Here is a 16271-nt window from a genome sequence, read left to right as displayed (position 1 = left end):
TATTTTTTAATCAACCTTGCCAAAGACACCATTGCCAACTTTGAGCAAGAGACCGGTATCCAGGTTCGCTATGACGTGTTTGACAGTAATGAAGTACTGGAAGCCAAGCTCCTGTCAGGAAATACCGGCTACGATATTGTCGTGCCCTCTTCCGATTTTATGGCCAGGCAGATCAAAGCCGGTGTGTTCAAACCGTTGGATAAAACCAGACTGTCTGAATGGAAACACCTTGATACGGAACTGATGGCCCTGCTGGAGACATACGACGAAGGCAATAAACATTCCATCCCTTACCTGTGGGGAACCACGGGCATTGGCTATAACCCTGAGCTGGTCAAAAAATATCTTGGCGAAGAGGCCCCTGTCGACAGCTGGGACCTGGTGTTTGAGGAGAAGTACATCAGCAAGCTGAACAAGTGCGGTGTTGCGTTTCTGAATGCGCCAACAGAAATCATGCCTGCTGCCCTGCGCTACCTTGGGCTTGATCCTAACTCAGTGAACAAGGGTGATTATCAGAAAGCGGAAGCGCTGCTGATGAAGGTTCGCCCTCATGTCACCTACTTCCACTCTTCCCGCTACATTTCTGATCTGGCCAACGGAGATATCTGTGTGGCAATAGGCTGGTCCGGCGACGTGCTGCAGGCCAGTGACCGTGCCGATGAAGCCGACAATGGTGTCGTTGTTGAATACACCATTCCCAAGGAAGGTGCAGGCATGTGGTTTGATATGCTGGCCATTCCCAAAGATGCGAAAAATATTGATGAAGCCTATGCCTTCCTGAACTATCTTCTGAAGCCGGAAGTGATTGCTGACATCAGTAACTACGTGGCCTATGCCAGCCCGAATAAGAGTTCTTTTGCCCTGGTTGACCAGGATATCCGTGAAAATCCCGGTATTTACCCGACCGCAGAAGCCAAAAAGAATCTCTACGTTTTTGCTGTGCTGCCACCCAAAGTGGATCGCATTATTAACCGGTCGTTCACCAAAGTCACTACCGGACAGTAAACGTCACCACTGGCTCCTGCGGGACAGGGAGCCAGTCTCTTGCTTCCCTGTGGGTCTGTTCAAACATCATGGAGAACTTCAGGGAAGCTTCAAGGAGAACCTGCTTTGGATGTAGGAACACGGTTAAAAACCGTTCGAATTATGCATAACCTCTCCCAGCGAGAGCTGGCAAAACGTGCCGGTGTTACCAACAGCACCATTTCCATGATTGAAAAAAACAGTGTCAGCCCATCGGTCAGCTCCCTGAAAAAAGTACTCGATGGCATTCCCATGTCGCTGGTGACGTTTTTCTCTGTGGAGATGGATGAGTACGGCTACGAGCCAGTCGTCTATCGTTCAGAAGAACTTCCTGCGATGATCATGGACCAGATACAGATCAAAATCATTGGTCAGCACAAGGCGAACCGTGCCATGGCCTTTATGGATGAAAATTACCCGCCGGGTTCCGATACCGGTGAGGAGATGCTCTGCCATGAAGGTGAAGAAGCCGGCATCATCATTGAAGGTCAGCTTGAGCTTACCGTGGGTCTAGATGTCTATCTGCTGAACCCCGGTGACAGCTATTATTTCGACAGCAACCGCCCTCACCGCTTCTGCAATCCGAGTAATGACAAAAAGTGTCGTTTGATCAGCTGTACAACTCCCGGTAATTTTTAATGCCTTCCGGTGAAGGCGCTATCCGGTCAGGCCCTTGCTTTAAAAAAATAACTATATTGCTTTCCAGAGAGATCGGTAAACCTGTGGAGCCCATGCCATGGGCATACTTGCATGGATGTATTGGACATATCCTCTGAGGTCATCAAATGCAAATTGCAACATCTACCTTGCCAAATGTCTTCCCTTCCCAGGTCACTTCTTCACACTCCCGGGAAACCACAAAAGCATCAGGTATCACCGTCAGCCACGGGCAGACGAGTGCCAGTTGCCGTCATGGCCCAGCTCAAAAGCCTGAGCACAGGGCGATTTCTGACTACAGGGTAAGGCAGCTTGCCGGTAGTGCCTTACAGGCCGGAATGGGACTGATGCGTAGTGTAGCGGGTTATGCATTTAATCAGGTAATGACCTCACCTTATATTGATGGTGTTGCACCAGGGCTTAAAACACTGCTCAGCTTTGCTGTTTTTTATCATCAACTGCAACCGGCCGGGGCGAAATGTCCTTCTGACGAATTCAGCTGTGACAACGGTAAATGTATTTATATCAGTGATCTGTGCGATGGGCATGATGATTGTTTTGATAATACGGATGAGCGGAAAGATGTATGCACTAAGGACAAATGTGAAAAGTTGGGGCGGTTTATCTGCAACAGCGCAAAGTGCATTGATACCAAGGGGGTCTGTAACGGGAGAGATAGTGGGTATGGTCATTTAGATTGTGGCGATGGTTCCGATGAGGGGGCGAAAACATGCACTCAGGATAGATGTGAGAAGTTAGGGCGTAGTTTCCTCTGCCACAACAGTTCAAAATGTATCTCTACCGAAAGAGTGTGCAATGGACATAATAGTTGTAATACTCTGAATGTTACGGATAATTCTGATGAAGGGCCGGATTTATGCACACAGGACCAATGTGAGAAGCTAGGGCGTAGTATCCTCTGCAACTACGAAGACAAACCAACATGTATCTCTCGCAGGATGCAGTGCGATGGATATATTGATTGTGGTGATGGTTCCGATGAGGGCGCGGATTTTTGCACTCAGGCCAGATGTGAAGAGTTAGGGCGTAGCTTTCTCTGCAAAAACAAAAGGTGCATTGAGCCCAAGTATGTCTGTAACAAGGATGACTGTAACTTGGTTAAATCTTATTGGTATGATAATTGTGATGATAATTCCGATGAGGGGGCGGATTTATGCACACAGGCCAAATGTGAAGAGTTAGGGCGTGATTTCCGCTGCGACAGCAGCAAATGTATTCCTCGGGATAAAGTGTGCGATGGGAATTTCGATTGTTGTGATTTCTCGGATGAGCGGGCAGATTTATGCCATACTGTTGCCCCCCCTGCTCATGGCTGGCTTGCTTTACCCGCTGTTTTGACAATAGCCGCCTATGGAGTCTGTACCTATAAAAGTTATAAGACTCTCAGGCAGGCAAATCCGGACTCATCAACAACACCTTTATTGTTGAACGCACTAAGTAATCCATTGCAATTCCGGCAGTCTCATCATCAACCCGCAGCTACAGCGGAGCCTTCGACGGGGTCCGCGAACAACAATAATCCGGTGGTACAACTGGAGCAACAGAACGTTTGACGGCATAAATCATGTGCCCAACCAGCTGTGGCTGATTAGCCGCAGTGGACGGTCAATGACAAAGGTCAAATTCATAGCCAGAGGCTGTGCAGGAGAACAATAGTGTATGAAATTACCAGTCAATAGTTGCATCTTTGTTTTCCCTGGGCACAGTCAGCTTTCCTGCACTCTACTTCATCATTAAAGTACAAAGGCGACGTTAACCCAACAGTATTGACCTGATAAAAATCAACTACAATTCGATACAGGATTCATCAATGAATTAACCATCCAAGGTTTCTCTGCATCTCAGTGCCCTGAATTTGAGCCAGAACAGTTCATCCAATGCCGGGGGCACTGATATTTTACCCTTGCAGTATGATTCAGAAGCGGGTGTGACCAATGCTCCAGCATTAGAAACTATCGGGCTGGCTTCTAAAGGAACTCATATTACAGGCCCTTTATTACTGGATAGAACGGCTTCTATTTCATCATCTGGTGATGTTTCCCTGCTATCCAGTGGCTTTCGGAAAAGATGGCAAGTCAATGAAGAGAACCATTCCCCAAAAGAGCCCCATTCCCCACCCTTTGAAATATTACAGCAGGCGCATAAAATCCAATTTACCTTGGCAAATGAGCCTGGTAAATGTTTGTCCATCCAGCATTTAACTAACCACACAGGGCTATCAATACCAGAGGCTGAAAAAGAGATTAACAGCTTTTAAAAAAAACTGGAGAGCGCCCAATATCACTGGAATTATGCAAAATCAAACATTGAACGTTTAGCTAACGACCACCATCATATATTCAATACTTTACACACCGTTGAAGCCAATAGAAATCTGGCAGAAAGAAGCGCTGTAAGATTTGAAAAAAAGCATGACAAGATTGAATCCATTCTGAAACATATCAGCAGGGAAGAAAACAAAGCGATTATCACCGAAAAACTTTGTGAGCAGCTCAAGAAGCCAAAACATGACGTTGAAATTCTTTTTCAGCGTTTTATCTGCGAAGCGGAAAAACCGAAATCAGTACTTCATGGGGTGCTAACAGGTCTGTGTCTTTTCAGTGCTTTTGGCAGATACAGCAGTTTTATTCTCGATAAACAATCTACAGCCAGTGGCATTATTGTGACGTTGATCGGGTCTTTCAGTACTGCTGCATTGACATTAGATGCTGTGTCAGCCGCTCCTGACAGCTGGGAAGAGTATTCAGCAAAACTTTCCCGGGCACAGGAAACCTTCAATAAATGTTATTTCCCCGCATTATTCCTGGCCACGGCCAGCGACATGGCAAGGGTTGGCATTGCTGCCCATAAAGAATTTGGACTGACTATTGCCATTTTGGGTACTGCCTCAGAAGGTATTACCATGCTGGCCATTGGCTGTGAAGCGCTCAATCTTCTCTACAAAGCCGGGGAAATAATAGGCAAGGCAGAGCGTTGTCATCTTGCTGCTGAGAATATTTTGACCGCTGACCTTGTTCAAACCGCTGCCATTGCGTCTCCAGTTTCGGCCTATGCCTTACCACTGGGTGTTGAACAATGGACCAATGATCCCCCGGAACTCATTCCGCCAGAATCATGGGCCTTTTCTTACGGGGCCCAGGCAGCAAAAATTTTCATAATGTCGCCTCACGCACTGGTTAATACGATTATTGAAACTTATATGACGGCGACATTTTTAGTGTCAATTAAAAAGGTAATATTTGAAACTGCACGTTTAACGTCTGTTTTTTGTAAGAAAAAAGCGGGCCAACAAACACAACTAACCGATTCAGAAAAACGTATCTCTGATAAGATCGATAAAATTCTGACCACGCTTGGCTCTGTACCAGACTCCAGAGTTGGCAAAGTCGCCCTGGCTAAAGCACTCCTGGGCCTGGCATGCAGCTTAACCGTTGGCAGTTTTGCGCTTTACAATGCCTTTATCTACCAAATGGGCCTCACCCGGGAAAGGGCTGATACATTCAGAGTGATGCCTAACGAAACTCGCTTTAACGGCACTGTGCATCCGGGTGTGTCGCCTGATCCACTGGATGGATTAGCAAGATGGGCTGACAGAGATGCCACTGTCAATGAATTTTCGGTCGGGACAACCATGACAGCCCAGTTTATGGAAGCCTTCAGTCTGGTCAAGGCGGCGGGGATGGTTTTTGGCGTTGGTAAGGCACTGTATCAGAGATGCCGTGGCACTCAGCCTATGACTCCGAGCCAGCTGCGCACTGCACTGGAAGCGTCTTCTGAAGAAAAACTGGATGAAATTTTAGCCATTTTTCAACAACAGGGCTCACTGTCCAAAAAATTAGTAGAATATAAAATTTCAACGGTTTGACCAGCTAAGCCTTTACCTTCCTGTAAGGGGAAGGGTTATGCTGCATCAGTCAGTGACAGAATGGCAACAGGAGCATAACCCATGACCGTCATAGAAACCGAACTGCGATTGAGTGGTCTGCGCTGTGCCGGCTGTGTTGGCAAGGTAGAAAAGGCCCTGCTTGCGGTGACCGGCGTTACTGCCGCCAGTGTTAATCTTGCCGACCGCACTGCACGGGTTGCCGGAACCGCCTCTTCAGAATCGTTAGTGAGCGCAGTAGAAAGTGTTGGCTTTGTCGCTGAGCTTGCTTCGGGAGTTCAAACCTCGGCAATGGTTGCCATCGCAGCCATGAACTGTGCCTCCTGCGTTGGCAAAATTGAAAAATCACTGCAGGGCATCGATGGGGTTCAGGGAACCGTTAATCTGGCGGATAAAACCGTTCTGCTGGAAAGTACCGACGGTACGGATCTTCATATAGAGATCCATAGCGTGCTTTCTGCGCTGGAACAGGCGGGGTTTCCCGGCACGGTTCTTAACTTTGCAGAGGGTTCATTCGAGCAACAACAGGTTCAGCAGGAAGCAGAAGACAGGCGACGTTATCGCTATCTGCTGAAACATACCGCCATCGCCCTGGGCCTCGGGATACCACTGATGATCTGGGGCATGGTCACCGGCGAGATGGGCGTCAACAGCCCTCAGGAGCAGATTGCCTGGGGTGTGGTTGGCGTTGTTACCGGACTGATTCTGTATTTCTCCGGTGGGCACTTCTTCACAGGGCTATGCCAGTCCCTGAAACATCGCAATGCCAATATGGACACTCTGGTGGCACTGGGCACCGGTGCCGCCTGGCTGTTTTCCATGATTGTTGTACTGTTCCCGGATTGGCTGCCCGACAGTGCCCGGCATGTCTATTTTGAAGCTTCCGCCATGATTATCGGCCTGATCAACCTGGGCCAGGCGCTGGAACTCAGAGCCAGGGGCAAAACCAGTGAAGCGGTAAAACGACTGCTTGGGCTTCAGGCCAGGACAGCGCGGGTGATTCGTGCTGGCAAAGAGCTGGATATCCCTGTGCAGCAAGTGCGTAAAGGCGACACACTGCGGGTACGCCCCGGAGAGAAGATTCCGGTGGATGGCAGCATTGTGGATGGCATGAGCTTTGTGGATGAATCCATGCTGACCGGTGAGCCTGTCCCTGTAGAAAAGCAGGCGGGTGATGCCATTAGCGCCGGCACCCTGAATAAAAATGGCTCACTGTTGTTTACTGCTGAAAAAGTGGGCAGTGAAACAGCACTCGCCCAGATTATCGCCCTGGTAAAAAAAGCCCAGAGTGCCAAGATGCCGATCGCCCGACTGGCCGATAAAATTTCCAGCATCTTTGTTCCTGCCGTTATCCTGATTGCACTGCTGGCGGCAGCTGTCTGGTTTTTTGCAGGACCTGAGCCCAGGGTTGCCCATACGCTGGTGGTCACCACCACGGTGCTGATCATTGCCTGCCCCTGCGCACTGGGCCTTGCCACGCCCATGTCAGTTATGGTGGGAGTGGGTAAAGCTGCGGAGCTGGGCATTTTGATTCGTAAAGGTGACGCGTTGCAGCAGGCCAGTAAACTGACGACACTGGTTCTGGATAAAACGGGCACCATCACCGAAGGTCGCCCCACCGTAACTGAGATTGTCAGCCTGGAGCCATACACCGAAGTCGAACTGTTAACCCTGGCAGCCAGCCTGGAACAGGGCTCTGAACACCCTCTTGCTGAAGCAATTGTGGCATCCGCCCAGTCAAGGCAGATAGCACTGAAAGCCGTTGAAAGTTTTCAGGCCATTCCCGGTCATGGCGTCTCTGGCAACGTCGATGGTCAGGTAGTGTTGCTGGGTAATAAAAAATTGATGACCGACAATGGCTGCAACATCGAAAGCCTGGTCGATAAAGCGGAACAACTGGCAGAACAGGGGCAAACCCCGATGTTTATGGCGATTAATGACTGTCTGGCCGGGATCATCTCCGTTTCAGACCCAATCCGGGCCGACTCACAGGCAGCCATCAAACGGCTTCATAAACTGGGTATTACCGTGGTTATGCTCACCGGAGATAACCGGTTAACAGCACAGGCCATCGCCAGACAGGCGGGCATCGATGAGTTCCATGCCGAAGTTCTGCCTGAAGATAAAGCCGGGCATGTGAAAGAAATACAGCGTCTTCTATCCGGGCGCGGTCATAAAGTGGGTATGGCGGGTGATGGCATCAACGATGCCCCGGCCCTGGCCCAGTCCGATGTTGGCTTTGCCATTGGCACCGGGACCGATGTTGCCATTGAATCGGCGGATGTGACCCTGATGGGCGCGTCTCTTCACGGTGTCGCAGATGCTATTGAACTCTCAAGAGCAACACTGAGAAATATCAAACAGAACCTGTTTGGTGCCTTTATCTACAACTCATTAGGCATACCCATTGCCGCGGGCATCCTGTTCCCGTTTACCGGTATGCTGCTCAATCCGGTTATCGCCGGTGGTGCCATGGCACTGTCGTCGGTAACCGTGGTGTCCAATGCCAATCGGTTAAGGTGGTTCAAACCATCAACGAATAAACATCAATTGTCATAAAATCATGCGACTGGCAGTGTCAGGGTAACCTCCAGCCCACCCTCCGGATGGTTACGAAGTCTGAGGCTGCCACCATGAATCCGCGCCAGGTGGCGAGCGGTGATCAGCCCAAGACCGTTACCATCCGGGTTCTTCTGACAGCCGTAGTCCAGCCGGAAATAAGGTTTAAAAATCGTTTCTTCCATCCCCTCTGGAATACCGGGCCCATGATCACGGACAGTAATGATGACCTGATCGGCTACCCGCTCAATATAAACATTGGCCGGTGCCCCATAAACAATCGCATTGCCAATCAGGTTCTCCAGACACCGTTTAAGCGCCAGCGGTTTGCCGGTGATGTTATAACGCCCGTCACCTTCAGGATGATTCAGGAACGGTGTATGCAGCCAGGCTCTCTGCCCGACTGATTGGGCTGCCAGTGTCATGTCATTCAGCATTCTTTCCAGATCAACCACCCGGGGGTTTTCATGGATATCGGTATTGCTGACCACCTGCAGGGCCGACTTGACCATGATTTCCAGGTGTTCCAGGTCATGGATAAACGGCTCCCGCTGGGCGTCATCATCCAGCATTTCGGCTCGCAGGCGCAGTCGGGTAATCGGCGTTTTCAGGTCATGGGAAATCCCCGAGAACAACTGTTTCCGGTCACTCATATAATGGCGGATATTCTGCTGCATCTGGTTAAAAGCCCGGGCCGTTCTTTCATACTCCAGACAACCCCGTTCAGGAATGGCCACAGGCTCCAGATCCCGCCCAAAATCGTTTGCTGCTTTGGATAACGCCGCAAAAGGACGAACCATAAAATAGATAGCCATGGTCGCAAATACCAGCAGCACCAGCATCCAGATCAAATAGGAAGTTTGCAAAGGTGCCGGGGAGGAGTCATCAGCCGAGAGAATGGATGAGTCTGGCATCAGGGTTGCCAGGTATAGCCACTCACTGTTTTCAAGTTGAACCTGTATTACCAGAACCGGAAGATCCAGAGGCTCAACCAATAACGTTTCCCGGCCCCAGTTATCGGGCAGATCCTGCAGCAGCGTTTGATTATCAAACACCTTCAGCGTTTCCGGTCGGGAAAAAGCCACCTCGACCCGACCACTGATATGATTGGCGTTTTTAAGTACTGCCTTAAAGACATTCACCACCGTTTGATGGGCCAATGAGTTCTCATAAGGCACCAGTTTAATAAACTCCGGATTCAGGGTGATGAAGTAACGGGCTCCTCCCATGTAACGCAGTTTGTTGATAGCGGCCTTACGGAGTGAGGCAGGCAATGTAACAAAATATTCAGTGGTAGCCGACATACGCAGCGCCACACTGGTTGATACTCTGGCAAGCGCTTCCTGCCGGTCACTCTCGGTTTCCCGCTCCCAGAGATGATTCACCAGAAGCTGAGAGGTGAACACCAGGGCAAACATCACCATCAGGAAACGGCCGGCCAGCGTCCTTGGTGAGCACTCATGAAACTGGTGTTTGAGGATTTGCCAATACTCTTTTATGACGCCGCTCATCCTTACGCTCACGAAAGAACAGGCACAGTGGCATCATGAGAAAATCGAACCTCGGTGGCCATCAGGTATCCGGCACCTCGCACGGTTTTGATGATCGCCGGTGACCTGGCATCATCACCCAGACACTGGCGGAGACGGCTGATATGGACATCAATAAAACGGTCCAGTGGATCTGAACCGCGTTTGCGGGTTTCGCCAGCAATATACTCACGACTCAACACCCTGCCGGCATTGTTCACAAAGAGCATCAACAGATTGTAATCAGCACCAGAGAGCGGCAGGGGTTCCCCTTCCGTATCAGACAATGACCGGGTAACCATATCCAGGCGAAGGCCATGAAAACAGCAAAACCGTGAAGGCGGCAGCACCTCAGCGGTCTGCTCACTGCGCCGGAAAATGGCTTTAATTCGGGCCAGTAGCTCCCTCGGGTTAAAGGGTTTGGCAAGGTAATCGTCTGCCCCGATTTCCAGACCAACAATACGGTCCATTTCATCGGATACGGCAGTGAGCATGATCACAGGGACTTTGGTAAAGGTTCTCAACTGCCGACAGACATCAAAGCCATCAATACCCGGCATCATGATATCCAGCACCACCAGCGCATTCCGGGTTTCTTCCACGGACAGTGATTGGAACCGTTCCAGAAAAGACTCACCATCCGGTGATGTTTCTACAGCAAAACCATGCTTTGTCAGGTATTCAGCCAGTAACTGCCGAATGCCATCATCATCATCCACCACAAAAATCCGGTGCGATGCCCTCATCGTTCCCCCTAACCATATAATGACCACGTCGTCAGTCAGGATTATCCCAATCAGCGCTGAGCAAAACTATTGATCCCTGACAATATGAACGTCGATCGACTTATCTTTTTATGATCACTTTTTTAAGACTTTGTTACATTTCGTTGAGCTGCCTTACCCTAACAGTAAGCACTGTTTGATACCATCAAAGCACACAGAAATTCACCGAAGGACAACCATGAAAAAAGTCACAGCGCTGGCTGCCATGATGGCAGCGATGACCATTGGCAGTGCCGCTCAGGCCAGCACGACCCTTGGCGTTACCGTTTACAAATACGACGATAACTTTATGGCAAGCGTTCGCCGGGCTATCGAAGCAGAAGCCGACAAGGTTGACGGTGTTCGACTGCTGATGAACGACTCGCAGAACGATCAGTCCAAGCAGAATGACCAGGTTGACATTATGCTGGCCAGAGGGGTGGATGCTCTGGCGATTAATCTGGTGGACCCTGCTGCCGCTCCGGTCATCATTCAAAAAGCCAAGTACGATGATGTTCCCATTGTCTTCTACAACAAAGAGCCCTCCGCTGAAGCCCTGGCCAGTTATAAGCATGCTTACTACGTTGGCACTGACTCCAAGGAATCGGGCATTATCCAGGGAGAACTGATTGCTGAGCACTGGGCCAGAAACTCAGCCTGGGATCTGAACGGTGATGGCAAGATCCAGTATGTATTACTGAAAGGTGAGCCCGGCCACCCGGACGCAGAAGCAAGAACGTCCTATGTCATCTCTACCCTGAATGACCGGGGCTACCCGACGGCAGAACTCCATATGGATACCGCCATGTGGGATACCGCCATGGCAAAAGACAAGGTTGATGCCTGGATCTCTGGCCCGAATGCCGACAAAATTGAAGTGGTTATCGCCAACAATGATGCCATGGCCATGGGCGCTATCGAGTCCCTGAAAGCCGCCGGTAAATCCGCCATTCCCGTGTTTGGCGTTGATGCCCTGACAGAAGCACTGGCACTGATTAAAGGCGGGCAGATGCAGGGAACCGTACTGAACGACGCCAATAACCAGGCCAAAGCTGCTTTTCAGTTAGCCAATAACCTGGCCAATGGCAAAACCGCAGGTGAAGGCACCAACTGGAATATCGAAAATAAAATCGTTCGCATACCTTACGTGGGTGTCGATAAAGACGACTTGTGACAGGCAGGTTTAGGTCTGACTAACCTCTCGTTCCCACGCAGGAGCATGGGAACGAGAGGAAACCAGGCCAAATCTTTCAACTCCGTTTCTCATTCAAAAGAGCAGCCTCCCGGGCATTTCCGGTGCCCTTGCCGGGTGCTCTTTATCTCTGAAAAGTCAGAATGCTATGGATACCAGCAACCATTTGATTAACGACAGTGAATGGCTTCTGGAAATGACCGACATCAGCAAATCATTTCCCGGAGTAAAAGCCCTGGACCGGGTTAATCTAAAAGTGCGTCCTCACTCCGTCCATGCCCTGATGGGGGAAAATGGTGCCGGTAAATCAACACTCTTAAAATGTCTTTTCGGTATTTATGAAAAAGACGAAGGCAGTATTTATTTTCAAGGCAAGGCCACTGAATTTACCTCATCAAAGGAAGCACTCACTCACGGTGTTTCCATGGTGCATCAGGAGCTGAACCAGGTATTGCAATCCAGCGTGATGGACAATGTCTGGTTGGGTCGTTACCCAAAGAAACATGGTTTTATTGATCACAAAACCATGTACGACGAAACCAAAAAGATCTTTGACGAGCTGGATATTGATGTTGATCCAAAAGATAAGGTGGCGGATCTGTCTGTTTCCAAACGACAGATGGTGGAAATTGCCAAGGCATTTTCCTACAACGCCAAAATTGTCATTATGGATGAACCGACTTCGTCCCTTTCAGAAAAAGAAGTCCGCCACCTGTTTACCATCATTAATAAATTAAAAGAGCGTGGCTGCGGTATTGTCTACATCTCTCATAAGATGGAAGAAATTTTTTCTATCTGCGACGACATTACCATACTTCGGGATGGTCAATGGGTGACTACCCGGCCACTGGCAGGTCTGGATATGGACCAGATCATCAGCCTGATGGTGGGGCGGGAACTGACCCAGCGATTCCCTCAGCGGGATCACCAGCCGAAAGAAGTGATCCTTCAGGTTGAGCATTTGACCGCCAAAAACCAGCCCTCCATACAGGATGTCAGCTTTGAACTCCGTAAAGGGGAAATTCTCGGTATCGCCGGTCTGGTGGGTGCCCGTCGTAGCGATGTCGTGGAAACCATTTTTGGTATTCGCGATAAAAGCGCGGGCGTTATCAAGCTGCATGGAAAGACACTGGACAATAAGGATGCATACCAGGCCATCCAGAATGGCTTCTCTCTGGTCACCGAAGAGCGACGTGCGACGGGTATCTACGCCACACTCGATATCACCTTTAACGCTCTGATTGCCAATATTGAAAAGTACAAACAACGTTTTGGCTTATTAAGTAATCAGACCATGGGGGCGGATACTCAGTGGGTCATTGATGCAATGAAGGTAAAAACACCCGGTCATAAAACGCACATCGGCTCACTCTCCGGCGGTAACCAACAGAAAGTGGTCATTGGCCGCTGGCTTCTGACCCAACCGGAAATCCTGATGCTGGATGAACCGACCCGGGGGATTGATGTGGGTGCCAAGTTTGAAATCTATCAGCTGATTCTGGACCTGGCCAAAAAGGATAAAGGCATCATTATGATTTCATCAGAAATGCCTGAGTTGCTGGGTGTCACCGACCGCATCATGGTAATGAGTAATGGTCGGGTTGCCGGCATTGTCAATACCCGGGAAACCACGCAGCACGAAATTCTTGAACTGGCTGCACGCTATCTATAACGCATTTTTTATTTACTGAAACGAACAAGGGGAGAGACTGCCATGAGTGTTGCCAGCAGTCTGACGGCGGGAAAACAACTGAGTGTTCTGCGCCTGGTAAAAGAAGGTGGTATCTATGCGGTGCTGCTGATTCTTCTGGCGGTGATAATTATACAAGAACCGTCGTTTGTAAGTTTAAGAAACCTCAGCAATATACTGACACAGTCGTCGGTCAGAATTATTATCGCCCTGGGGGTTGCCAGTCTGATCGTTACCCAGGGAACCGACCTTTCTGCAGGTCGGCAGGTTGGTCTGGCAGCGGTCATCTCGGCAACCCTGTTGCAAGCTTTGGAAAATGTCAACAAAGTCTTCCCGGAGCTGGGACCACTGCCGATCCCTGCCGTTATCATGATTGTCTGTGCCATTGGTGCATTGATTGGTCTGGTGAACGGGCTGGTGGTCGCCTACCTGAAAGTGACGCCGTTCATCGCTACCATGGGTACGATGATTATCGTCTATGGCGTGAACTCCCTCTACTATGACTATGTGGGCGCTTCGCCAGTGGCCGGTTTTGCCACTCAGTTCTCCGAATTTACTCAGGGCTTTATCCGACTGGGTGACTTCCGGCTTTCCTACATCACCTTCTATGCGGTTATTGCCATTATTTTCAGCTGGGTACTGTGGAACAAAACCGTCTTTGGCAAAAACATCTTTGCCATCGGTGGTAACCCGGAGGCGGCCAAAGTATCTGGTGTCAACGTACCACTTACCCTGCTGAAGGTGTATGCGCTTTCCGGCGTGTTTTATGCCTTTGCCGGTCTTCTGGAAGCTGGCCGTATCGGCTCTGCCACCAATAACCTGGGCTTTTTGTATGAACTGGATGCCATTGCCGCCTGTGTGGTTGGCGGAGTATCTTTTGCCGGTGGCGTCGGCAGTATCATGGGGGTGGTCACCGGCGTATTGATCTTTACCATCATTAACTACGGTATGACTTATATCGGCATCAACCCTTACTGGCAGTTTATTATCAAGGGGGGAATTATTATCTTTGCCGTAGCTCTGGATTCCATGAAATACGCCAATAAAAAATAGTCGATAAAACGACGATGTCAAAGCACTGGCTCAGCAGAATATTGCCGATCACATTGTCTGATCAAGAAACGTGATCACCTGTTCAGCCAGTGCTTCCGGCGTTGTCTCCACCGATATTTCCAGGTGTCGATGCAACTCACCTCTACCCAGCAGTCCGGATAACATACCCTGCAAACCCCGTTGCTGACGATCGACTTCAAACCAGAGTTTAAGCTGTTGCTCATCGCGCCAGGCAACAATTTCCAGCTCCCGCCAGCGGCCAAGAAACTTTCCGGAGACAGGGATAAATTCAAACTCCTGAACAAACGGCAGTGCAAAGCCACTGGCGGCTTCACACTCTGCCTGGCGCAACTGCAAACCGGCGTTGGTGAGTCCATCAAACAGACCGGCCATCAATGCATCCGGCCTTACTACCAGCAAGTCAGTATCCGAAGGATCTATGGCAAACTGGATATCCAGCCCGGTTTCCAGCCATACCTTACCCTCGCCCAGGGTAATGGGTGTGTTATAGGGCAAAATAAAACTGGCATTGAATATTCGTTCTTCACCCGGAGCAATAATAAAGGTTTCCGGCAATGACCACTGGCTTAAAGAGCAGGTCTGTTTTACCTTTTCAGTCACGGTTCCTTCATCACCGCCCTTACGCTTTTCCAGCTCGGCAAAATATTGGCAGCAGATATTCAGATAGATGTTATCAATCTGTTGTTCAGCGACACCCCCGTTAACCCGAATGGTGAAATCCCCCCGTTTGCCCGGAATCAACTCTGGCTGCTCGAGCACGGCATCCACTTTGGCGGCACCTATCGACAACGACGCCATTGCTTTTTTCAGTAGTGACATAGATATACAACAACAAAACAGTAAAATCAGTCTGTGCAGCTGATCATTGATGATCAGAACACAATTCATATTGGCCAAAGTCGCCCATGATAAGCCCCATTTCCTGCCCGTCAAACTCTCTTCACTGACTCAGCCGGGCAGCGAGTCATTCATTATTCTGACCAGGTTCCGGCAGGTCATGTGCAGCTATATGTGCGTCAGTTTCTGCATAGGAGAGTATTTCTCTACAGCCACTCAGCGGACAGTGCACAAACAACCTGCCAATCTCATCCATGCTGGAAATATCGTAGTTTTCCAGTTTCTTGTCATCGCCACACCGACGATTGGGACAGCGTTGTTCATTACTGATCCAGCACTGGTTACAAACCCGATGGCCGCAAACCGTAACTTTGGTACCCTGCAAAAAATAAATATTGCACCCTGAGCACGTCGCTCTGGATGACAGCGCCTCCATAAGCTCTTTGTCATCAAGGCTCCTTTTGGCTATGGTCACCATATTACCTGCTGAAGTCACGACATAATCCAGTTTCATCCCGGGCATATAGCTCACTTTTCAATACTGTGTGATCGCAAAAAACCGGTACTTTCGGTGCGCAGCAAAAGTATGTATGCGACGATCTTTTCTTTTTAGTAGGCGGTAGTCTGGTATGGTTCTTTGCGATCACCAAGGAAGGTTGGTATTTCTCCATATACTGTACATCACGGGTTGTTATCTGAAAGCCTCTTCCACAGGTTTCGGTCTGTTCAGTTCAGCAGCCAATGTCAGGTAATAAGGTACCGATGTACGCAGTGTTCGGACAGCACTCATGATAGTCAGCGAGTTCTGTTTTGAAATCTCGCATTGATAGATCCCCCGGTTCTTTTAAGCGCAAGCCTCACTTTCAGCCCCGGGAGCCTGTCGGACTCAAGACTGGCCTTCCCGGGCAATATGCCGACTGACTTACTCTCTTTATCATTTTTGAGGCCTTTTTTATGCCAATACTGCCCAGTCACAGAGAGATGTTCAATATTCAACAAAAGTTAATTTACCGGCGGTTATATGGCTTTATCTGTTATGTCT

At 49.5% G+C, this 16271-nt stretch carries 13 protein-coding genes; 9 read left to right on the top strand and 4 right to left on the bottom strand.

The window, feature by feature from the left end:
• The first annotated feature begins 9 nt into the window (after positions 1–9).
• From ACO6VE_RS01325 to ACO6VE_RS01300, 6 genes are all read left to right on the top strand, one after another.
• A complete protein-coding gene (locus ACO6VE_RS01325; RefSeq protein ID WP_422459428.1) occupies positions 10–1005 on the top strand; it encodes an extracellular solute-binding protein in 996 nt (331 codons plus the stop codon).
• Between the two features lie 105 nt (positions 1006–1110).
• Positions 1111–1662: a cupin domain-containing protein gene (locus ACO6VE_RS01320; protein ID WP_422449305.1), complete on the top strand. Its 552-nt coding sequence runs from the start codon at positions 1111–1113 to the stop codon at positions 1660–1662.
• Between the two features lie 146 nt (positions 1663–1808).
• The gene (locus ACO6VE_RS01315) at positions 1809–3254 is read left to right on the top strand and encodes a hypothetical protein (protein WP_422459310.1); all 1446 of its coding nucleotides are present in this window, start codon (positions 1809–1811) and stop codon (positions 3252–3254) included.
• Between the two features lie 374 nt (positions 3255–3628).
• A complete protein-coding gene (locus tag ACO6VE_RS01310; RefSeq protein ID WP_422449309.1) occupies positions 3629–3958 on the top strand; it encodes a hypothetical protein in 330 nt (109 codons plus the stop codon).
• Positions 3959–4276: 318 nt separating this feature from the next.
• Positions 4277–5566, top strand: a complete 1290-nt coding sequence (locus ACO6VE_RS01305; protein WP_422459308.1) for a hypothetical protein — start codon at positions 4277–4279, stop codon at positions 5564–5566.
• Between the two features lie 81 nt (positions 5567–5647).
• A complete protein-coding gene (locus tag ACO6VE_RS01300) occupies positions 5648–8143 on the top strand; it encodes a heavy metal translocating P-type ATPase (protein ID WP_422449313.1) in 2496 nt (831 codons plus the stop codon).
• A 2-nt stretch (positions 8144–8145) separates the two neighbouring features.
• Here ACO6VE_RS01300 and ACO6VE_RS01295 read toward each other — a convergent pair whose 3' ends face one another.
• On the bottom strand, positions 8146–9654 hold the full coding sequence (locus ACO6VE_RS01295) for an ATP-binding protein (protein ID WP_422459306.1): 1509 nt from the start codon (positions 9652–9654) through the stop codon (positions 8146–8148).
• 8 nt (positions 9655–9662) lie between these two features.
• Complete coding sequence (locus ACO6VE_RS01290; protein WP_422459304.1) at positions 9663–10418, bottom strand: response regulator; 756 nt, start codon at positions 10416–10418, stop codon at positions 9663–9665.
• A gap of 217 nt (positions 10419–10635) precedes the next feature.
• Between ACO6VE_RS01290 and mglB the strand changes: the two genes are divergently transcribed.
• From mglB to mglC, 3 genes are all read left to right on the top strand, one after another.
• Entirely contained in the window at positions 10636–11610 is a 975-nt protein-coding gene (mglB, locus tag ACO6VE_RS01285; protein ID WP_422459302.1) for a galactose/glucose ABC transporter substrate-binding protein MglB, read from the top strand.
• 166 nt (positions 11611–11776) lie between these two features.
• A complete protein-coding gene (gene mglA / locus ACO6VE_RS01280) occupies positions 11777–13300 on the top strand; it encodes a galactose/methyl galactoside ABC transporter ATP-binding protein MglA (protein WP_422459300.1) in 1524 nt (507 codons plus the stop codon).
• 42 nt (positions 13301–13342) lie between these two features.
• Positions 13343–14371: a galactose/methyl galactoside ABC transporter permease MglC gene (gene mglC, locus ACO6VE_RS01275; RefSeq protein WP_101744865.1), complete on the top strand. Its 1029-nt coding sequence runs from the start codon at positions 13343–13345 to the stop codon at positions 14369–14371.
• 48 nt (positions 14372–14419) lie between these two features.
• Here the strand turns inward: mglC and ACO6VE_RS01270 are convergent, their stop codons facing one another.
• Complete coding sequence (locus ACO6VE_RS01270) at positions 14420–15211, bottom strand: sporulation protein (RefSeq protein WP_422459298.1); 792 nt, start codon at positions 15209–15211, stop codon at positions 14420–14422.
• 145 nt (positions 15212–15356) lie between these two features.
• Positions 15357–15761 (bottom strand): hypothetical protein, encoded by a 405-nt coding sequence (locus tag ACO6VE_RS01265; protein WP_422449325.1) that lies wholly within the window; start codon positions 15759–15761, stop codon positions 15357–15359.
• Between the last annotated feature and the right edge of the window lie 510 nt (positions 15762–16271).

Source organism: Endozoicomonas sp. ALB115, from assembly GCF_049310245.1.
GTDB lineage: Bacteria > Pseudomonadota > Gammaproteobacteria > Pseudomonadales > Endozoicomonadaceae > Endozoicomonas.
This window is presented reverse-complemented; position numbering and strand designations above follow the sequence as displayed.